Genomic DNA, 21,653 nt, shown 5'->3' on the forward strand with positions numbered 1-21,653 from the left:
CTTTTGCTTCCGTTTAATGCAATAACCGTTTTACTAATTCCGTATAAATATTCACACCAGTTAATAATTGGTTTTCATCGAAATCAAATTCGGCTTGATGATGTCCCGCAGTACGATCCGCACCAATAATGAAATAAATGGCTTTTCCGCCATGTTCTTGTACACGTCGTCCCAAGATGGTGGCATCTTCGCTCGCATTAAACATATAATCCGCGTGACTATTATGTACTTGTGGTTGTTCTAATGCGATTTCTTCAACTAATTGAACGAGTTCTGTGTCATTGTTCATATCTACCGCTTCGCCCATGATTTCCGTTTCATAGCCCAGGTTAAAACTTATGGCAATGCCTTTTGCCATTTGCATGACTTGTTCGACCATATATTCATTAATGACTTTGTTTTCGCCGCGAACTTCCAATTGAATTTCTGCATTAACCGGGATCACATTACGACCTTCACCGGCTTTTAATACACCGACATTAATTCGACTCATACCTTCTCCGTGTCGTGCTATAGCATGAAATTGAGTTACCGCATGAGCTGCGGCAAGTAACGCATGGCGACCTAAATGTGGCGCTGCGCCGGCGTGTGCCGGTTTTCCAGTGTAACGAATATCAATTTTGGTGGTAGAAAGAAAGTTTTTAGGATTCGGAATCACTGTACCGCTATCTGCACAGAAACTGATATGGGAAGCTGCAAAATAATCCGCATCATCAATAATGCCGCTGGCTGCAATAGCAGAGGCACCTCGAACGCCTTCTTCTGCAGGCTGAAATACGATTTTGACTTTTCCGCAAAGTTTATCTTTGTTTTGTGAGATCCAACGTGCGGTCGCTAATCCGATAGTGATATGGGCATCGTGTCCGCAGGCGTGCATAAAGCCTTTATTGAGAGAAGCAAAGCCTAATTGATTGGGTTTGTGTTGCGGATCATCTGTTTCCGTAACGTTAACGCAATCAATATCAAAACGCAATGCAACAGTTTTGCCCGGTTTACCGGAATCAAAAACAGCCACACAGCCGGTGTAGCCGTCCATTTTTTCCAGCCACTTGCTATTGGCACCGTAAGCAATGGCATTGGCATAACCTTTTTCCACTTCTGCGATTTTACGTCCCCGCACAAAATCCGGATTAATAATTTGCTTACCAAGTAGAATTTCAAATCCCATTTCATCTAAATAATCGGCAATGCGGCTTGTTGTCCAAAATTCTGTCCAACCTATTTCGGGAAAGCGGTGAAATTCTCTTCGCCATTCAATTAATTGTGCTAATTCAGTATTCATCATCAATTTCCTCAAATAAATAGAAAACTTGTTGAAAATGCACCGCACTTTATTGGAATTTAACCCAAAGTGCGGTTATTTTTATGGTTTTTTTACAGCATAAATAATGTAAGGAATAGCGTGGCCAAAATCATTCCCGGGGCGGTACGTTTCACCATTTCTACCGGGCTTACCATGGCAAGCCCCGCGCATACGATAGTTACACCGGCAATTGGTGAAGCAGTACGTCCGATAGCACCGGCAATGGCTGCACCCATGCCAAGATTGACGTGGGTATAACCTAATTCAACCGCATGTGGTGTTACCGCAGTATTAAAGGCGATAGCCGCTGCATCACCGGAACCGGTAATTAATCCCATTAAGAATGGACCAATGGTGGCTCCCCAGCGTACAAATTCGTTTGAATGTTTCAAAAACTCAATGGCGGAATCCACGGCTCCGGTAGATTTTAATCCGGCTACGAATACGCTGGCGGCAATGATGATCCCTAATACATTAGCATAGGCATTGCCCATTCCGTCAAAAAATTCTTGTGTGATTTTTACCGGAGAAATACGGGTGACGGCAATGCCGTAAATCGCACCGATTAACATGGCTTGCGGCACGCCCATTTTAGTCCATTCAAGTCCCGGAATTTGTTGTAATGATGTACCGCCGATAACTAAGATAATTAAAGGCACTAATGGCGCTAAGGCATAAAAAATATTTACTTTTTTCACTTGAGCTTCAGCTTCTTTATTTTTTTCGCGATAAGCTTGACGGAATTGTTCGCCGTAGTCTTTTAATAAAATCGCTAAGATTGTCAGCACTGCCGCACCGATAGCGCCGGCAATCATAGTATAAGGTGCGTGTGAAAGATTAACTTCGGTGATGGTTAAACCGGACATTTCACTGATCATTGCAGAATGTGATGAGCCCGGACTCATCATGGAACCGAATGTGCCCGCAAGAATAGCAGCCCCTGCCATTGCCGGGCGAACTCCCGCTCCCATTAATACCGGAATTAATGTGGCACCGACGGCAGCCGCACAGCCTGCTGCGGAAGGAATAGCGATATTAATAAAGAAGGTGATAATGGTGGCAATAGGAATAAGTAAAAATTTCAAACCACTGAGCGGTTTAGTGAGTAAATGCACCAAGTGAGTGTCGCATTGAGTATATTTCATTACATAAGCAAAACCCATACTGGAGCAGATAGCCATAATTAATCCGCCGGATGTCATACTTTTAGCAAAGGCATCTAAAGCACCCATTGGATTTAGCGTAATCAGGGACATAATTAAACCGATACCAATCAGCACGGTACGGGTTTCGTATTTCTTGATTAATAAATAGATAGTAACAATAATCCCTAAAATTGCTACGATAGATTTTAATTCAGTCATGGTAACCAGCCTTAGTATATAAATGTTGAATTAGTTGTAATAGTGGTTAATTGCATGTTTTCGCTAAAACGTAAAATATCTTGTTCGCCTAATATTGTCGCCTGCTCGCCTATAATATGTAATGCGGTACCTTCGGGCAAGGCATAGACAAGTGCGGTCGGATTTACAATTAAAAATTCGGTTAAACGTTCTTCCCGACTTTCGCCATTATGTCCTTGCATTTTGCCGGAAATAAAATGCGGATTAATTTGGTGAGGGAATAGGTTTAACGCATTAAAAGAAGGAGGATAAGTAATAGGCATATCATTGGTGGTCATTATGCTGCTACCCGCAATATTTGCACCGGCACTCCAACCAAAGTACGGTGTTCCCGCATTGACTTTCTCTTGAATAGGTTCTAATAATTGATGTTCATATAGCTGCTTTAATAGACAAAAGGTATTGCCGCCGCCTACTGCAATCACATCCGCTTGTTCGATAATATCCCAATGCCGCTTGCCGTGATGGACAGAAATAATTTCCATATTCAAGCAAGAAAGTGCTTCTTGTACGTTTTTCTCATATTCGTCATAAGATCGGCGTACACCCGCATAAGGAATAAATGCCATTCTTTTGCCTTGATAATCGGCTAAAAATTGTTGTAGCCAAGGAATTGTATGGACTAAATAACCGGTATCTTTATATTTCGAGCCGCTCATCAATAACATTTTTTTCATTTTATTCTCCATTGTCGTTATTTAATTACGTGTATTATATTATAAGATCAAAGAGTTAATTCTGATGAAAATGCCATTCCGTGACAATGGTCACAAAAATAATTTTCGAATAGACGGAAATATCGCAACGATGTGGGGAAAAGTGCGGTAGATTTCACCGCACTTTTGCGGTTTAGAGGGTTTTGATAATGGCTAAAATTTCAAGCATGTCTTTGCCTTTATAATCCGCTAAAGATTGATCAATGTCCATTCGGGTTTCTTCGTAGGCGATGACGTTAATATTGGCTTTTTTGGCGGCAATAATGCCATAATAGGAATCTTCAACAGCCACGGCATTTTCTGCTGAAACGCCTAATGTTTCTAAAGTATGCAAATAGATTTCAGGATGGGGTTTACTTTGAGCAAATTGTTCGCCGCTGACAATATAATCAAACTCATCAAAAATCCCGCAAGCAGTCAAAATATTGCGAATATGTTCAAAGGCGGACGATGATGCCACGGCAATTTTAATATTATTCGCCTTGGCATATTGGATGATCTGTTTGATATCTTTACGAAAAATGGTTTGATAATCAATATTATCGAAAATATTATGAAAGAAAACCTGATAGCGAGCACGAATTTCATCCAAAGGCAAAGATGAACCGCTCAAGCGTTTTATAATTTCCGGAATATCTTTCAACGATTTTCCTGCCACTTCGGAATATTCTTTGTGTGTAATCGGATTATTGTGCTCTTGAATGCCACGAATAAAATCTTTTTGTAATGCAAATTCAACATATTCCGTATCAACGATTACACCATCCATATCGAAAATAATGGCTTGTAGCATAAATATTCCTTATAAAAAACCGAACTGCAAGGATACAGTTCGGTTTTATCGTTATATTAAATTAATTTCCCACCTGATAATTCGGTGCTTCTTTGGTGATGGTTACATCGTGTACGTGACTTTCTTTGATACCCGCACCGCTAATACGTACAAATTGTGCTTTGGTGCGTAATTCTTCGATAGTGGCACAGCCCGTTAATCCCATACAAGAACGCAAGCCGCCCATTTGTTGGTGGATGATGTCTTTTAGGAAACCTTTATAAGGAATACGACCTTCAATACCTTCCGGCACTAATTTATCTGCGGCGTTATCGGATTGGAAATAACGGTCGCTTGAGCCTTTGCTCATTGCTCCTAAAGACCCCATACCGCGATAGGCTTTGAAAGCACGGCCTTGGTATAATTCGATTTCACCCGGTGCTTCCTCTGTACCCGCAAACATTGACCCCACCATCACGCAGGATGCACCGGCTGCAATAGCTTTGGCAATATCGCCGGAATAACGAATACCACCGTCGGCAATCACCGGAATGCCCCGTTCTTTTAATGCCGCTGCCGCATCAGAAATTGCGGTGATTTGCGGTACACCAACACCGGTAACAATACGGGTGGTACAAATAGAACCCGGACCGATACCGATTTTCACCGCACTTGCACCGGCATCCGCAAGCGCAATTGCACCGTCGGCAGTTGCAACATTACCTGCGATAATCGGTAGATTTGGATATTTCGCACGAGTTTCACGCACACGTTGTAATACTCCTTCGGAATGACCGTGTGATGAATCAATCAATAATACATCAACACCTGCTTGCACTAATGCTTCGATACGCTCTTCATTGCCCGCACCGGCTCCCACTGCCGCACCTACGCGTAAACGGCCGAATTCGTCTTTACAGGCATTCGGTTTTTGTTCCGCTTTTTGATAGTCTTTCAGAGTAATCATGCCTTTCAATTTAAAGCCGTCATCAACCACTAATACTTTTTCAATGCGATGTTCGTGCATTAAATGGAAAATTTCTTGGCGGGAAGCCTCCGGTTTAACGGTTACTAAACGTGCTTTAGGTGTCATAACTTGTTCAACGGTTTTAGATAAATCGGAAACGAAACGCGTATCACGACCGGTGATAATACCTACTAATTCACCGTTTTCTTCCGTCACAGGATAACCGGCAAAACCGTTTTTCTTCGTGATTTCAGCTAATTCGGCTAACGTTAAATTCGGACGAACGGTTACCGGTTCGGATACGATACCGCTTTCAAATTTTTTCACACGACGTACGCGATCGGCTTGGCGTTCGATAGACATATTTTTATGGATAAAACCGATACCGCCTTCTTGAGCCAATGATATAGCCAATCTTGCCTCGGTTACGGTATCCATTGCCGCGGAAAGCATAGGAATATTTAAACGAATTTCTTTGGTTAATTGTGTTGACAGGGTTGCTGTATTTGGCAGAACGGTTGAGTGAGCAGGGACGAGCAAAACGTCGTCAAAAGTGAGTGCTTCTTTGATGATTCTAAGCATTGCAATATCTCTCGTGTAAGTTAAAAAATATTGCGGACGGATTGTACACGTATCAAACCCGTTTAGCAATAGAATTTTTTTGTTTTTTTGATATGATAGTGCGGTCGTTTTTTCAAAAATTTAGCGTTTGTATGCAACCACTTGATTCTCAATTTTTATCTATCGCACTTTTGCCTAATCCGGTAATTGTGTTTAACAGCATTGATTCAACCAATGAATATTTATTGACTCATTTAGCAGATTTACCGAAAGGTTCACTGTGTTTGGCGGAAGAACAAACCGCAGGGCGCGGACGGCGTGGACGAGCATGGAAATCACCTTTCGGCGGACAAATTATTATGAGTTTATATTGGACATTCGATCCCGGAAAATCCATTGAAGGAATGAGCTCCGTGATAGGTTTGGCGATTACCGACAGCTTAAAACAAGCGGGAGCAACGGGCGTTGCAGTGAAATGGCCGAATGATATTTTATTAAACGGGCGTAAGTTAGCGGGCATCTTAGTGGAAATCAGTAACCATAAAAACGGTTTACTCAATGCAGTGATTGGTATCGGCATTAATTTATCCCTTGGTGAAAATCCCCCTATTGATCAAGCCTGGGCGGAACTTAAAGAAGTGTTGCCGAATTTAAATCGCAATCAACTTATTGTGAATATCACCAAAAATTTACACCGTTATTTAATCGAATTTGAACAGCAGGGCATCTCAGAAAATCTACGTCAACAATGGTTTATGTCAGATTATTATTTAAATCAACCGGTTAATATCATCTCGGCACAACAAACCGTTTCAGGCATTGAGCGGGGAATAGACGAAAAAGGCTATGTGTTAATTGAAACTTCCGGTGGATTGTTGAAATTTAATGGTGGGGAAGTGTCGTTACGGAAAAGGTAGAATTTTGAAAGTAAAATCATGAAAATTATAGATATAGCGCCATCACTACCGCATTTTCCCGTTTGCCATCCGGCAACGGATAGTAATTCTTGCGGATATCCACTTCGTTAAAGCCTAGTTTTTCATAGAGTTTCATTGCGGTGAGATTTGATTGACGAACTTCGAGCCATAAGGTTTGGATTCCTTTGGTTTTTAATTTGCTGATTAAGGCATTTAGTAATGATATGCCGAATCCTTTGCCCTGAAAAGCGGGATCGATGGCGATATTAAACAATGTCGCTTCATCCAGTACAAACTGGCAGATGGCAAAACCAACGATACGGTGCTGCGGTGGCTGTGTTAATTTCAAATTCAAATAGCGTTCGCCTTGGTTGTTTTTTAAGGTTCCCATTGACCAAGGTACTAAATGTGCCGCTTGTTCGATTTCAAATAATCGTTCAAAATCTTGGGCTTCCACTGGGCTGACAGTCGGTTGAGAAGTATTCGACATAGTTAATTGGTTTGTTGAGAGAGATAATGCTGCATTTGTTGCCAAAGCCGGCGTTTGGCTTGTGTATTGTGGCAAAAATTGGCAACAGCAGGGGATTTCCACACCGTTGATGTGTTTTTTAATTGGGATAAAGTGCGGTCGATTTTTTCCGAATTATCCGTTAAAAACCAGCAAATCACCGATTTATTGATATTCAAATGCTGAACTTGTTCAAAATCCAAACATAAACCATTGCTTTCAGAGAGATTTAATGCAGTGAAAATATCTTTAAATAGCACCGCACTTTTATCAACAGGCTGATCTGCAATAATCACCAAGGCGGTATTTTCCGATAAAAATACTTGTACCACACCTTTCAATGCTTCCGGCCGATGCAGTTGCCATTGGGTGATGCCCATTTGTTGTAGCAGTAAATCGCGTTTCGTCATTATTTTTTCCCAAAAATGAAGTGATATTTTAAACAATATCGCTTTATTTGTTAAATGTTATTTTACTAACTCTTTGGTTTGCTGTTGATAAATTTAATCAATGTCCATAAAAATAACGCTAATTGCACAGGTTCTGCTGTTATAACCGTTTATTTGATTTTTTTTGGAGATAAGGATAGAATGGAACCGACTATAAAACCTGTGTACATCACAGGTTTTCTTTTATCCATATCATCAATATAGGACTACAGCGTGATTTCACTGGAAAGCGAAGTATTACAACGTCATCTGGATTTTTTTAACCATAAATCTGTTTTATTAGCCGGTGGGATCAACGATGATTTTCCTGCTCAATTACAATCAATCGCCCATTCTGTTGCGATATGGTCTTGTTATTTTGATTATGCCAAAAGCAAAAGTGCGGTGGATTTTTCTGTTGTTTGTGATAAACAAGCGGATTTAATTGTTTTTTATTGGACGAAACACAAACAAGAAGTGCAATTTCAATTAATGCAGTTATTAGCTAATGCACCATTGCAACAATCCGTATTGATTATCGGTGAGAACCGCTGCGGTGTACGTTCGGTGGAAAAAATGCTGGCACCTTACGGCGAGATTGCCAAGATCGATTCTGCCCGTCGTTGCGGTTTGTATCATTTTTCGTTGCAAAAACAACCGCACTTTGAATTATCAACCTATTGGAAGACCTATGAAAACCCCAAATTAGGCGGCTTGAAAATCCATAGTCTGCCGGGTGTGTTCAGTAGTCAGGAATTGGATGTGGGAACGGATTTATTGCTTTCGACCATTGATCAGCGTATTCGCCGCGGCAATGTGTTGGATTTAGGCTGTGGTGCGGGCGTGATTGGGGCATTTATCAAACAAAAAAATCCGAAAGCAACGGTTTTAATGAGCGACATTCACGCAATGGCCATTGAATCGGCAAAACGTACGCTGAGAGAAAATCAGCTGGAAGCCGATGTGCAAGCCAGTGATGTGTTCTCTCATATTCAAGGTAAATTTGATTTGATTATTTCCAATCCGCCTTTCCACGATGGTATTGATACTGCTTATCGTGCGGTGCGAGAATTGATCGAACAAGCCAAATGGCACCTTAACAGCGGCGGTGAACTGCGTATTGTTGCCAATGCTTTTCTGCCTTATCCGGATTTATTGGATAAGTATTTCGGCTATCATGATGTGATTGCGAAAACCGGAAAATTTAAGGTGTATTCGGTACGAAATTAACTGAACTTGGTAGGCAAAGTGCGGTCTAATTTTCTGCAATTTTTCAACTCATTATTTTTATTAAAGTTTAGCAACAAAGGAAACTAATATGGATTTCAGTAGCATTTTAAATCAGGTTTTAGACTCAGTAAAAGATACTATGGGCAAAAACGATACTGCCGGTAAAATCACTAAAGCTGGCGGCGGTGCAGTGGTAATTGGAGTTTTATCAATGATCTTGGGTCGTAACGGCGGTTCCAGCTTAGCGAAAATGGGTTCTATTGCAGTATTGGGTAACCTTGCTTATCAAGCTTATCAAAAATATCAACAAAACCAAGCAAGTGTTGCTCAGAAACAAGAATTGCCGCAAGAACAATTTGCTTCGGCAGCACAAACTGTGGAAAGCGGTACAGTAATTTTACGTGCAATGATCGCGGCAGCATTATCCGACGGTGAATTGGATGAGCAAGAAAAACAAGCTATTTTAAATGAAGCGGGTAACGATTCTGAATTGCAACAATGGTTGGTGCAAGAAACACAAAAACCGGCATCGATAGCACAACAAGTTGCAGGCGATCAAGCTTTGGCGGTTCAAGTTTATTTAGCGGTACGTTTGGTATGCGGTGCGGAATTATCCCGTAAAGAAATCGTGTTCTTAGCTCAATTAGCCGATGCGTTGAAATTAAATGAGCAGTTAGTAGAGCAACTTGAAAAACAAGCGGGCTTCTGATTTAAACTTAATGAAAAAATGGCAGAGATTTCTGCCATTTTTTATGTTCGGATTATGCAGGATTATCAATATCTTTAAACTCTACATCTAATCCGTATTCTTTTGCCAGCCATTCGCCTAAGGCTTTAATACCGTAACGTTCGGTGGCGTGATGACCGGCGGCAAAGAAATGAATGCCTTGCTCGCGGGCGGAGTGAATGGTTTGTTCGGACACTTCGCCGCTGATAAAGGCATCACAACCTTGAGCTGCGGCTAAATCAATATATCCCTGACCGCCACCGGTGCAAATACCGATTTTTCGGATTAAGTGCGGTGCGTTTGGGTTAAATTCTGACGCATCGCATACCAACGGTTGGCGATTTAATTGTGTTGCAATACGTTGTGCCAGCTCTTGCACGTTGATAGGAGCGATTAATGTGCCGTAAACAGGAATACTGTTCGTTCCGGCTTCCAAACCTTGCAAATTTTCGATACCCAACAAACGGGATAATTCAGCGTTATTGCCTAATTTCGGATGGATGTCTAAAGGCAAATGGTAGCCGTATAGATTGATATCATTTACTAACAGGGTTTTAATGCGTTTGCCTTTCATACCGCGAATGCAAGGGTTTTCGCTTTTCCAAAAATAACCATGGTGTACCAAAACCGCATCGGCCTGTCGGCTGACAGCATAGTCAATTAAGGCTTGTGTGGCGGTGACACCGGTAATGATTTTACGGATTTCCGCTTTGCCTTCCACTTGTAAGCCGTTCGGGGCATAATCTTGAATGGCGTGACTGTTGAGTTTGTCGTTAATGGTTTGTTCGAGTTGTAAATTGTTCATAAATGCGGTCTGTTTTGAGTGAATTTTGCCGGAAATTATAAATAAAAAAGCCCGTTTACACAAACAGGCTTCAGTTGAAACAGATATTAAGTTTCTTTTAATACGCGTTGGAATAAAATATCGTCTTCCGTATGAATATGATTGTTTAAATCATTTATAAATTCAGCTACACCGTTGTAGAGTGCCTGCCAAGAACCGCAAGCATCAGCCGGCGGTGTCATATTGTTGGTGAGAGATTTTAATACTTCAATATGATCGGCATGCTCTTCGTGTTCCATATTCATCACCCGAATCGGCATTGCAGCCATTTGATATTGACCGGCATTGATCATTGGGAACAAAATCTGTTCTTCTTTCATCATATGGCTGGTTAAATCCGCTAGTATGTTTTGTAATTCCGCGTGTAATCCGATTGGTGCATCAGGGCGATCAGCGTGTACGCGTTCCACTTTTTCCGCTAGCACGATGAGTTCCGCTAATTGTTCGCGGTGGCGTTGATGAAAACGCGGTAAAATATAACTTTCGATAATTTGGTTATAAGGCAGGCTATTCAGCTCATTATCGCTTAAAAATACCATAAAAGTATCTCCTAAATAAGTTTGTAGAGTAGAGTTATTATTTGAGTAAAATAGTAGGGTATTTTCAGGGTTTTATAAAGGAATTTTTGAATAAATCTCTAAAAATACCTAAAGATAGGTAACTATGTCTTCTGAACCTTTGTAGCTCTCGGCACAATACGATGTTACGGTGTGGTGTGATCGGTCACAATACGGTATCCCGCTTTATTATGTCCGAAAGCAAAAATCTCAATAGGTGGTGCAGCTAAGAAATAAAAAACTGCGGTAAAACCTACCGCAGTTTCGCTTAATTGGTAATGCCTTTGTGTCTTAATAAGGCATCTAAAGTTGGTTTACGGCCGCGGAAACGTTCAAATAACACCATCGGTTCTTCCGAACCGCCACGGGTCAGGATTTCGTCTAAGAAGGATTTGCCTGTGACCTGATTGAAAATGCCTTCTTCTTCAAAACGAGAAAATGCATCTGCCGATAGCACTTCTGCCCATAAATAGCTGTAATAGCCCGCGGCATAACCGCCGGCGAAAATATGGCTGAAGCTGTGCGGTGTTCTTGCCCATTCTACGCCTTTAATTACGGCAATCTGTTTTTTCACGGCATTTAAAGTGTCTAAAATCTGATTGCTTTTGCCTGATTGATAATTGTGGTGCAGGCGGAAATCAAATAAGCCGAATTCCAGTTGGCGAAGCACGAACATCGCCGCTTGGAAATTTTTCGCTTTCAATAATTGGCTGAGTTTTTCTTTCGGCAGCGGTTCACCGGTTTCGTAATGACCGGAAATAAACGCTAAGGCTTCTTCTTCCCAACACCAGTTTTCTAAGAATTGACTCGGCAATTCCACCGCATCCCAAGGCACGCCATTGATACCGGACACATCGCCCACATCAATTCGGGTCAGCATATGGTGAATGCCGTGGCCAAATTCGTGAAATAGCGTAGTTACTTCATCGTGAGTAAATAATGCCGGTTTGTCGCCTACCGGTTTATTGAAATTACAGGTTAAATAAGCTACCGGTTTTTGCAATGTACCATCGATTTTACGTTTGCGACCTACGCAATCATCCATCCATGCCCCGCCGCGTTTGTGTTCGCGGGCATATAAGTCTAAATAGAAACTTCCGCGGATTTCGTCGGTTTCATCAATTAAATCAAAGAAACGCACATCAGGGTGATAAGTATCCGCATCAAAGCGTTCTACCGCACGAATATTGAAAATGCGTTTAATCAGTTCAAACAAACCGGAAATAACACGATCTTCGGGGAAATACGGGCGAAGCTCTTCGTCATTGATGGCGTACAATGCCTGTTTTTGTTTTTCACTGTAAAAGGTTATATCCCAAGGCTCAAGTGCGGTGACATTTTCGTGTGTTTTGCAAAATGCTTCTAATTCCGCTAATTCTTTTTCCCCTTGCGGTTTGCTGCGAACGGCAAGATTCTCAAGGAAATCTAAAACTTGCTGTGGGTTTTCCGCCATTTTGGTGGCTAAAGAAAGTTCGGTGTAGGTTTTAAAGCCTAGCAATTCTGCCAATTCCACTCGTAATGCCAGAATTTCTTCCATAATCGCCGAATTATCCCATTTGCCTGCGTTCGGGCCTTGATCGGAAGCTCGGGTTGCAAAGGCTTGGTACATTTCCGCCCGTAATTCGCGGTTTTCGCAATAAGTCATCACCGGCAAATAGCTTGGAAATTCCAGCGTAAAGCGGTAGCCTTTCGAGCCTTTGCTTTCCGCCGATTGTCTTGCCGCTGCTAAAGCAGATTCCGGTAGACCCTTTAATTCGCTTTCATTTTCAATGATTTTTTCCCAACCCATTGTGGCATCCAACACGTTATTGCTGAATTGTGAGTTGAGTTCAGATAAACGGGCTACAATTTCGCCATAGCGTTTTTGCTGTTCTGCGGGCAATGAAATACCGGATAATTGGAAATCACGTAGGCTGTTATCAATGGCTTTTTTCTGTGCGATACTTAAGGTTTCAAATTCCGGGCTGTTTTTCAGCTGCAAATAAGCATTGTATAATCCTTGATGTTGCCCCGCCCAAGTGCCGTATTCAGATAATAACGGCAAACAGGCTTGATAGGCATCCCGCAATTCCGTACTGTTTTTCACGGAATTTAAATGTCCTATCGGCGACCAGGCACGGCTTAAACGATCATTTACTTCCGACAATGGTTGGCATAAATTTTCCCAAGTAAAGTGCGGTTGTTTTAACAGATTTTCCGTGGTATCACGACATTCCTGAACAAGTTGTTCTACTGCCGGTTGAATATGCTGCGGCTTAATTTTTGAAAACTGCGGCAATACCGTGTTTTCTAATAGGGGATTAGACATTATAGTTTCCTTTATATTTTTGACTGGAAGGGCATACTAAGTATGCCCTTGTAGATGTTGTAGTAATAAAGTGCGGTCGGATTTTACGCAATTTTCACCGCTTTATACTTACTTACCGGATTAACAATTACGTGACGGGCTTCAATCAGTTGCAATTCGTAAGAATTAAGCTGATGGGTGATGGACATCACATCATTTACTGCATTGGCAGTGTGTTCAAAGGCATCCAGATCGGATTTGCCGTTTAGCAAATTGGCTAGGAACAGGCTAGCCACTAAATCGCCCACGCCCACAGGGTCGAGTTTGAATTCGTGTAACGGACGGGTAAGATGCCAAATGCCCTCTTGGTTGGCGAACAGCATTTCAAATTGGCTAGGGTCTTTTCCCGCACGGCTTAAATGTTTCACCACCACACGTTTTGGACCTTTGCTTAAAATTATTTTCACCGCTTCTACCGCTTCATCAAAACTTTCGACTTTTAAGCCTGACAGTTCGCGTAATTCCACTAGATTCGGCGTGGTGATATCCGCTTGCGGCAAGGCTAGATTGCACAAGCCTTCTTTCACGCCGTCTGCCACGATACAGCCTTTTTCCACATTACCCATCACCGGATCGCATAAGTAAATAGCATTAGGATTTAATGATTTGACTTTTTGTACGGCTTTCAAAATTTCTTCTACTTGCTCTGCAGAACCCATATAGCCGGAGAGTACCGCATCGCATTTTTTTAATTCGCCGATTTCATCGATACCGCGGACGATTTCACCGATTTGTTCTTTCGGGATCACCATACCTGTCCATTTACCGTATTGGGTGTGGTTGGAAAATTGCACAGTGTTAAGTGCCCACGCATCAACGCCCAATAATTGCATTGGGAAAATCGCAGATTTATTGCCGGCATAACCGTAAACGACATGAGATTGGATTGATAAAACATTCTTCATTTTTGTCTCCTTGTTATCATTATTAAATATTATTTTCCATAATAAATTGTTTAAATCATTTCGTTAAATAAACATATAGGTATCAAATTTAATTCTTCTGAAAAAGAGCGGTAAATTTTACCGCTCTTTTATAGATTAATGTCGATTAACAATAACCGTAGCTCATCAAACGTTGATAACGACGTTCCAGTAAGGTTTCTTTATCCAGCATTTCAAGGTCTGCCAAATCATTAAGAATTTGTTTTTTCAAATTATCGGCCATTTCGGTGTAGTGACGATGTGCTCCGCCCAACGGTTCGGGCACAATGTTGTCGATTAATTTTAATTCATGCAGGCGTTTTGCGGTTAAGCCCATTACTTCGGCCGCAGTGGAGGCTTTTTCCGCACTTTTCCATAAAATAGAGGCACAACCTTCGGGAGAAATTACGGAATAGGTGCTGTATTGCAGCATATTCACTTTATCGCCTACGCCGATAGCCAATGCACCGCCGGAACCACCTTCACCGATCACTGTACAAATCACCGGTACGCTTAAGGTGGACATTTCACGCAGGTTACGTGCAATAGCTTCCGATTGGCCGCGTTCTTCCGCACCCACGCCCGGATAGGCTCCCGGCGTATCAATGAACGTAATAATCGGTAGTTTAAAACGTTCTGCCATTTGCATTAAACGTAAGGCTTTACGATAACCTTCCGGAGCCGGCATACCGAAGTTACGCATGACTTTATCTTTTACCGTACGACCTTTTTGATGACCGATAATCATCACCGGTTTGCCGTCTAAACGAGCCAAACCGCCGACAATGGCTTTATCGTCGGCAAAAGCGCGATCGCCGGCAAGCTCTTCAAATTCTGTGAAAATATGTTCAATATAGTCCAAAGTATAAGGACGATTCGGGTGACGTGCCATGCGGGAAACTTGCCACGCATCTAAATCGGCGAAGGTTTTTTTCGTGAGTTCTTCACTTTTTTTCTGTAAACGAGCAATTTCGTCATCAAGATTAATTTTGTTGTCTTGCTCTGTTACCGAACGCAATGATTCGATTTTTGCTTCGAGTTCTGCAATCGGTAATTCAAAATCTAAATATTCTTGGCTCATTCTTTTGTCCTGCTAAATGGGTAAAGATAAAAAATTTATTTTTGCACCGCACTTTATCAATTTTTTGATCAGGGGGCAAATATTATTACTGAAAACCGGCGTTATTTCTGTAAAAATTTATTAATCGCGCGAATTACGCTGTCCGGCTTATCGGCATGAATCCAATGTCCGCTGTTGGCAATCACAAAAGAGGCGGCTTGCGGAAATTGGTTTAACATCATGCTGCCGTATTCCGGCAAAATATAATCCGATTGTCCGCCTTTGATGAATAATGTCGGTTTATCAAAAAACACCGGTTGCCAATCCATTAGATTGCGATAATTGCGGAAAAGTGCGGTCACATTGAAACGAAATTTTTCAGCGGACTGCGGTTCAAAGGATTTCAACATAAATTGAATGATAGCTTCATTTTTAATATGTTGAGCTAAAATCGGTTTGGCTTGTTGGCGGGTTTGGACATCGGATTGTTGCACGGCGAACAAACCTTGGAACACGTCATCGTGATGATTACCTTGGTATTGCACGGGGGAAATATCCAATACAATTAATTTTTCCACTAAGTTGGGCGCTAGTGCGGCGGTTTTCATTGCCGTTTTACCGCCCATTGAGTGCCCGATTAAAATGACATTATGCAGTTCAAGCTGATTGAGCAGAATGAGCAAATCTTCTGCCATAACATCATAATTCATTGTTTCCGAATGAAAACTGTTTCCGTGATTGCGTAAATCCACTCGTAAAATCGGGTAATTGTCACTAAAGGCACGGGCGATTACACCGAGATTATTGGCATCACCGAACAATCCGTGGATAAATACCAAAACGGGATTTTGCGATTCGGGTAGCGGATTAAATTGATAATGTAATAAATTCATAGTTTTTAGTATTTTAGAAATGGTAAGAATGAATTATAATCCCACAGATTATAAATTAAAAATAGGAAGATAAAATGAAAATTATTGAAGTAGATGAAGAACTCTATCAATTTATCGCAAGCAATACGCAATCTATCGGTGAAAGTGCATCGGATATTTTACGCCGTTTGCTCCATTTATCTTCTCTTAATGTGCCGTCAAAGGTGTCCGAACCGGTAAATGTACCGGCGGTTGCGGAAAGTGCGGAGCAAATTTTAGAAAAATCGGCAGCCGATGTGAAAATTGTTGAAACGAAAAAAACGGAAGCGGTTGTGACAAAAGAAGACGAACTGCCGCAAAAAGTCGCCACTAAAAAGCAATCTGATGAAGTGATCGCCCGCACGGTGGATAAATTACGTAAGTTGTTTGATTCCGAGGACTTTTTACAAGAAACCAAAGCGGTGGTACGTTTTCTTTCTATTTTGACTGTGTTATACCGCACCAATCCGGAAGGGTTTGCATTAGCCACCGAATCATTGCAAGGACGTACCCGCGTGTATTTTGCCCGCGATGAAGGCACATTGTTAATGGCGGGCAACCACACGAAACCAAAACAAATTCCGGAAACGCCTTATTGGGTGATTACCAATAATAATAGCGGTCGTAAATTATTAATGCTTGAAGGGGCAATGAGTTCAATGCATTTACCAGACGAGATTATTGACGATGTCCGTAAGTTTTTCGTAGTGAATTAGTGCGAATGTTTCCTTGGCAGTCCTTAGCCGATTGTGAACGAGTTGCACTGCGAGAGGGAACGGATCGCGTTTTAACTTGGCGACAACTCAATCAACAATTAAATCAACTTACTCAATCACTCACCGAGCTAGGCGTTACTGCGGGCTCGGGTTTTGCGTTATGCGGCAAAAATAGTTTGGATTTATTGTTATATTATCTGGCCGGTTTGCAATTGAATGCACGTGTTTTGGGAATTAATCCGGCTTTTTCCGATGCAAAAGTGCGGTCGATTTGTAAAGAAAATCAAATTGATTTTCTTTTTTCTTCTATCCCGTTTACAGGAGAGAATGCCTATAAAGCTGGAGAGGGGAAATTTTTGCATTGCAAAATTTCAAAAGAACAAGGTGATGTTCTTTCCTTTCTTTTACGAAAATGTGTTGTATTTTCTCCGGCCTCTCCCGTAAACAGGAAAGGAGCAACATTAACCTTGACTTCCGGTTCCAGCGGTTCGCCTAAAGCAGTGGTACATACTATTGATGCCCATCTTGCCAATGCTCAGGGTGTGTGTGAATTGACTCAATTTCAACCGCATAATAGCTGGCTATTGTCGTTACCGCTTTATCATGTTTCCGGTCAAGGCATTGTGTGGCGTTGGTTATTAAGCGGAGCGGAATTACATTTACCGGGCGATGATTTTTATGCTTCCGTATTGAATGCAACTCACGTATCTTTAGTGCCTACGCAAGCTCAACGGTTATTGCAATATATTGAATCGCATAAAATTTCTCAATTCCGTACCGCACATATTTTGTTGGGCGGTACACTAATTCCCGTAGAATTAACCCAAAAACTGACCGCACTTGGTATTCAAAGTTATACCGGTTATGGGATGACGGAAATGGCTTCCACGGTATTTGCCAAAATCAGTGACGGTAAAAAAGGTGTGGGGCAAGCATTACGTGGTCGTGAATATCGATTAGTGAATGATGAAATCTGGCTGCGTGGTGCGGGATTGGCGGATGGTTATTGGCAAAACGGTAAAATAGTTTCCCTTTTGAACGAACAAGGTTGGTTTCAAACCAAAGACAAAGGCTATTGGTTTGATGATGAATTAATTGTCATCGGACGTGTGGATAATATGTTTATTTCCGGCGGAGAAAATATTCAACCGGAAGAAATCGAAGCGGTGATTCAACAATACGAATTAGTGCGACAAGCCTTTGTATTACCGATTGATGATTCTGAATTCGGACAACGTCCGGTGGCTTTTGTGGCATTTTCACAAACTTTTTCCGCCGAACTTACCAGCCAATTACAAAAATGGCTGTCAGATAAAATTGAAAAGTTTAAACAACCGGTGGCATATTACGCTTTAAATGTGGAACAATACCAACAACAAGGCAACATTAAAATATCACGCCAATTATTAAAAAATGAATTAAATAAAATCCGAGAGCAAACCAATGAATAAAATATTTCGTTATTTTTTGATCGCACTTTTCTGTGTCGGGTTTATGAATTTCGTCTTTGCGGCTGATATTCCGACGGCAGTAGATATTTCTGCCCAACTGGAAACGGCAAAAAAAGATAAAACGAACTCAGCTGATTCTAAAGCATTAGTGCAAGATTTGGAAGATACGCTGACATTGTTAAGCCAAATCGACCAACAAAAACAACAAAATGATCAGCTCGGCACCGCAATTTCACAAGCGGCTAAATTAATGAAAAATGCACAAAATCAAGCCGCAAAATTAAAAAATAGCACGGCTCAAAATTCGGATTTCAGTAAAGTCAGCGTGGATAAATTGCAAAGTCAATTAAGTGCGGTGCAATCCGATTTGCAACAGGTTCAAACCGAACTTATGACGATTAATGCCAATTTGGTTACGCAAAACACAGCGCCGGATCGTGCACAAACGGCGTTAATGCAAAATGTGCGGCGTACACAAGAGATTAATAAACTGTTACTGACACCAATGCCCGAGGCACAAAAAAATAAATTAAATACGGAATTAGAACTTATCGGTTTGCAGAATACCTATAATCAGTTGCTATTAAGCGGAAATGCCGCGCTGACCGCGTTATATGAAGCTCAACAGGATGAAAAACAACTGGAAGAACAGTTATTACAAGCACAGGCACAACGTCTGCAAACCGCCATCAATGAAAAATTATTGCAAGAATCCAAAGAGCAAGCGGTTCAAACGACCGCTCAATCACAAAAACAATCTTCAGAAAATTCGCCGTTGGCGAAAGAGCAAGAGGGAAATGCCCGTTTAAGTCAAGAGTTAGTGACGCAAACCGCTACGCTTAACGAATTATCCCAAGATAATTTGCGTATTAAAAATGTGTTGGATAATTTGCAGCAAACGCAGCGTACAATTGACGAACAAATTAGTGCGTTGCAGGGATCATTGGTACTTTCTCGAATTATCAATAAACAACGCCAATCGTTACCGCAAGATGAAATTATCAGCGGATTGCCGAAACGAATTGCGGATTTACGGGTCAGCATTTTTGATTTAACGGAACTGCGTGATACGGTATTTAATGACGATAGCTATATCAGTAATTTTCAAAAGAATAATCAAGTTACATTAAATGATAAAGAGCGGTCACAATTGACGGATATTTTACAGGAACGCCGTAAATTGATTTCCGATTTAATCACTTTGTTGAATTCACAGCTGAACTTAGCCATTAATATTGAGTTGAATCAGCAACAAATTACGACAATCAGCGATGAATTACAAAATAAACTGGAACAACAAAGTTTTTGGGTAAAAAGTAATGAACCGATTGATTTGAAATGGTTGCAAAATTTTCCGAGAACTGCCGCATGGCAATTGCAATTCATCAAACAAAAATTGGATTTTCATAACTGGCAGGATAATTTAACGTCGGCAATCATTCAAATCGGATTGTTATTATTGGCTGCCGGTGTTATTTTACGTAAGAAAGAACGGATTAAATCCCGCTTGGCGATGATTAACGGCGAAATCAATACGTTAATTGCGGATACGCAATGGCATACGCCGCGGGCGATTTTCTGGACGCTTATTTTATGTTTGCCGAGTACCGCATTTTTCTTAACGCTGTTTATTTTAGTGACTTATATTTGTTTTCAAGACCCGACCACCGCGTGGAATTGGGGACTAAAAATGGCGGTCTATTGGTTGTTTTTTGTCTTTACTTTGGCGTTGTTGCGTCCGCACGGCTTGGCTATTCGTCACTTTAATATGCCGCCTGAAAATGCTGCGATTTTTCGCCGAGATCTCAAACACTCCGCTTGGTGGATAGCGTTATTTTTGAATTTATCGCTTTTCTCCGATATGGAAATCGGGATTAAAAATGACGTATTGGGGCAGTCTTTAACCGTTATCGCATTAGTGATTTTATTATTGGTGACCGGTCCGCGTTTTCGTAAAGCCATGGCGGCATATCAGCAAAATATTAACGATAAAGCGGAACAATCCGATCGATTCTTACTGCAGTTTGTTCGGCTAACTTTTTTGGCCGCACCGATTATTTTAATTGCATTGGTTGTTACTGGTTATTATTACACTGCGTTAACGCTGATTAGTCATTTGATTTTAACCTTTAATGTGGTCGCGTTATGGGTGATTGCCCGAGAAGTCGTCTATCGCTCGTTAACCGTGGGTTCACGCCGTTTAGCTTACCGTCGTTTACAGGAAAAACGTAAACAACAGGCGGAAGCTAATTCGAATAAAGAAAATGAAGTGAAAATTGATCCTCAGCAGGATGAATTGGCGATCAGTCAGGTAAAAACACAAATGTCCAATATCATGAATCTATTGTTGTGGGCCGGGTTATTTGTGTTGCTTTATTGGGTATGGTCGGATTTGGTTAAAGTCGCTTATTATCTGGAAGGCGTAACTTTGTGGCAGCAAAGTGTCACCACGGATAGCGGTACGGTGATGGAATCCGTCACATTATTTAATTTGCTGGTGGCCATTGTTGTTTTACTGATTACCTATTTATTGGTTCGTAATATTGCGGGAATGTTGGAAACCTTGATTTTCTCCCGTTTTAATTTTTCACAAGGCGCACCTTATACGATTACAACATTGATGACTTATGGAATCATTGCTTTAGGAGCGGGTTTAGCCTTTGGCATTTTAGGGATTTCGTGGTCAAAATTACAATGGTTATTCGCCGCACTTTCTGTGGGGTTGGGTTTCGGCTTACAAGAAATTTTTGCGAATTTCGTCTCCGGTATCATTATCCTGTTTGAACGTCCCGCCCGTATCGGGGATACCATTACCATCGGTGAATTTTCCGGTACGGTATCTAAAATTCGTATTCGTGCCACAACGTTGGTGGATTTTGAACGGAAAGAAGTGATTGTACCGAATAAAGCTTTTGTAACCGAGCGTTTGATTAACTGGTCGCTCACTAATTCCGTTACCCGTTTGACCATTGCTGTTGGCGTGGCTTACGGTTCTGATTTAGAATTGACCAAAAAATTACTGTTACAGGCTGCCGCACAATCCCCGTTAGTTTTAAAAGATCCGCCGCCGGTAGTGTATTTCTTAACCTTTGGTGCAAGTACATTGGATCACGAATTACGCGTCCATGTGGGACATATTAATGATCGCACAGTCACCATTGATTTCTTAAACCGTCGCATTAACGAACTTTTTGCAGAAAACAATATCGATATTGCTTTTAATCAACTTGATGTATTTATTAAGAACCCTGCGACCGGTGATGAAGTGAAGATTGTCGAAGAAAAACAACCTTTAATTGCGTAGGATAATTG

18 protein-coding genes and 1 pseudogene are annotated in these 21,653 nt (G+C 41.3%); 6 read left to right on the forward strand and 13 right to left on the reverse strand.

The window, feature by feature from the left end:
- Window positions 1-13: 13 nt before the first annotated feature.
- The 5 genes from EDC44_RS00160 to guaB form a co-directional block, all read right to left on the reverse strand.
- Window positions 14-1,282 (reverse strand): M20 family metallo-hydrolase, encoded by a 1,269-nt coding sequence (locus EDC44_RS00160; protein ID WP_131974518.1) that lies wholly within the window; start codon window positions 1,280-1,282, stop codon window positions 14-16.
- Between the two features lie 92 nt (window positions 1,283-1,374).
- Complete coding sequence (dcuC, locus tag EDC44_RS00165) at window positions 1,375-2,667, reverse strand: C4-dicarboxylate transporter DcuC (protein WP_131974155.1); 1,293 nt, start codon at window positions 2,665-2,667, stop codon at window positions 1,375-1,377.
- An 11-nt stretch (window positions 2,668-2,678) separates the two neighbouring features.
- Entirely contained in the window at window positions 2,679-3,383 is a 705-nt protein-coding gene (gene pepE / locus EDC44_RS00170) for a dipeptidase PepE (RefSeq protein ID WP_131974157.1), read from the reverse strand.
- Between the two features lie 172 nt (window positions 3,384-3,555).
- Complete coding sequence (locus tag EDC44_RS00175) at window positions 3,556-4,215, reverse strand: HAD family hydrolase (RefSeq protein WP_131974159.1); 660 nt, start codon at window positions 4,213-4,215, stop codon at window positions 3,556-3,558.
- A gap of 61 nt (window positions 4,216-4,276) precedes the next feature.
- Entirely contained in the window at window positions 4,277-5,743 is a 1,467-nt protein-coding gene (gene guaB, locus EDC44_RS00180; protein ID WP_131974161.1) for an IMP dehydrogenase, read from the reverse strand.
- Window positions 5,744-5,874: 131 nt separating this feature from the next.
- On the opposite strand from guaB, the gene birA reads away from it, so the two are divergent.
- On the forward strand, window positions 5,875-6,639 hold the full coding sequence (gene birA / locus EDC44_RS00185) for a bifunctional biotin--[acetyl-CoA-carboxylase] ligase/biotin operon repressor BirA (RefSeq protein ID WP_165870203.1): 765 nt from the start codon (window positions 5,875-5,877) through the stop codon (window positions 6,637-6,639).
- Window positions 6,640-6,664: 25 nt separating this feature from the next.
- Here the strand turns inward: birA and rimI are convergent, their stop codons facing one another.
- Window positions 6,665-7,129, reverse strand: coding sequence for a ribosomal protein S18-alanine N-acetyltransferase (gene rimI / locus EDC44_RS00190; RefSeq protein ID WP_131974165.1), 465 nt, complete (start codon window positions 7,127-7,129; stop codon window positions 6,665-6,667).
- A 2-nt stretch (window positions 7,130-7,131) separates the two neighbouring features.
- Entirely contained in the window at window positions 7,132-7,557 is a 426-nt protein-coding gene (locus tag EDC44_RS00195; protein ID WP_131974167.1) for a DNA polymerase III subunit psi, read from the reverse strand.
- 252 nt (window positions 7,558-7,809) lie between these two features.
- Between EDC44_RS00195 and rsmC the strand changes: the two genes are divergently transcribed.
- Together rsmC and EDC44_RS00205 are read left to right on the forward strand one after the other, a co-directional pair.
- A complete protein-coding gene (gene rsmC, locus EDC44_RS00200; RefSeq protein WP_131974169.1) occupies window positions 7,810-8,805 on the forward strand; it encodes a 16S rRNA (guanine(1207)-N(2))-methyltransferase RsmC in 996 nt (331 codons plus the stop codon).
- A gap of 88 nt (window positions 8,806-8,893) precedes the next feature.
- Entirely contained in the window at window positions 8,894-9,514 is a 621-nt protein-coding gene (locus EDC44_RS00205; protein ID WP_131974171.1) for a tellurite resistance TerB family protein, read from the forward strand.
- A 52-nt stretch (window positions 9,515-9,566) separates the two neighbouring features.
- On the opposite strand, the gene EDC44_RS00210 is transcribed toward EDC44_RS00205, so the two are convergent.
- The 6 genes and pseudogenes from EDC44_RS00210 to EDC44_RS00235 all read right to left on the reverse strand — a co-directional run bounded on the left by EDC44_RS00210 (window position 9,567) and on the right by EDC44_RS00235 (window position 16,156).
- On the reverse strand, window positions 9,567-10,337 hold the full coding sequence (locus EDC44_RS00210; RefSeq protein WP_131974173.1) for a Nif3-like dinuclear metal center hexameric protein: 771 nt from the start codon (window positions 10,335-10,337) through the stop codon (window positions 9,567-9,569).
- 86 nt (window positions 10,338-10,423) lie between these two features.
- A pseudogene (locus EDC44_RS00215) lies at window positions 10,424-10,852 on the reverse strand (hemerythrin domain-containing protein); the annotation flags it as partial.
- A gap of 349 nt (window positions 10,853-11,201) precedes the next feature.
- Window positions 11,202-13,241 carry an oligopeptidase A gene (gene prlC, locus EDC44_RS00220; protein WP_131974177.1) on the reverse strand — a complete coding sequence of 680 codons (2,040 nt, stop codon included), beginning with the start codon at window positions 13,239-13,241 and terminating at the stop codon, window positions 11,202-11,204.
- 83 nt (window positions 13,242-13,324) lie between these two features.
- Entirely contained in the window at window positions 13,325-14,185 is an 861-nt protein-coding gene (pdxY, locus tag EDC44_RS00225; RefSeq protein WP_131974179.1) for a pyridoxal kinase PdxY, read from the reverse strand.
- A gap of 145 nt (window positions 14,186-14,330) precedes the next feature.
- A complete protein-coding gene (accA, locus tag EDC44_RS00230; RefSeq protein WP_131974181.1) occupies window positions 14,331-15,284 on the reverse strand; it encodes an acetyl-CoA carboxylase carboxyl transferase subunit alpha in 954 nt (317 codons plus the stop codon).
- A gap of 101 nt (window positions 15,285-15,385) precedes the next feature.
- The gene (locus EDC44_RS00235) at window positions 15,386-16,156 is read right to left on the reverse strand and encodes an alpha/beta fold hydrolase (RefSeq protein ID WP_131974183.1); all 771 of its coding nucleotides are present in this window, start codon (window positions 16,154-16,156) and stop codon (window positions 15,386-15,388) included.
- 74 nt (window positions 16,157-16,230) lie between these two features.
- Here EDC44_RS00235 and seqA point away from each other — a divergent pair, with 74 nt between their 5' ends.
- Genes seqA through mscK form a run of 3 tightly spaced genes read left to right on the forward strand, consistent with a single transcriptional unit; the run spans window position 16,231 to window position 21,645 of the window.
- A complete protein-coding gene (gene seqA, locus EDC44_RS00240; RefSeq protein ID WP_131974185.1) occupies window positions 16,231-16,890 on the forward strand; it encodes a replication initiation negative regulator SeqA in 660 nt (219 codons plus the stop codon).
- A 5-nt stretch (window positions 16,891-16,895) separates the two neighbouring features.
- On the forward strand, window positions 16,896-18,341 hold the full coding sequence (gene menE / locus EDC44_RS00245) for an o-succinylbenzoate--CoA ligase (RefSeq protein WP_131974520.1): 1,446 nt from the start codon (window positions 16,896-16,898) through the stop codon (window positions 18,339-18,341).
- Window positions 18,334-21,645 carry a mechanosensitive channel MscK gene (gene mscK, locus EDC44_RS00250; protein ID WP_131974187.1) on the forward strand — a complete coding sequence of 1,104 codons (3,312 nt, stop codon included), beginning with the start codon at window positions 18,334-18,336 and terminating at the stop codon, window positions 21,643-21,645. Before menE ends, mscK begins: the two co-directional genes overlap by 8 nt.
- Window positions 21,646-21,653 lie beyond the last annotated feature (8 nt).

It is taken from the genome of Cricetibacter osteomyelitidis (genome assembly GCF_004340985.1).
Classification (GTDB): domain Bacteria; phylum Pseudomonadota; class Gammaproteobacteria; order Enterobacterales; family Pasteurellaceae; genus Cricetibacter; species Cricetibacter osteomyelitidis.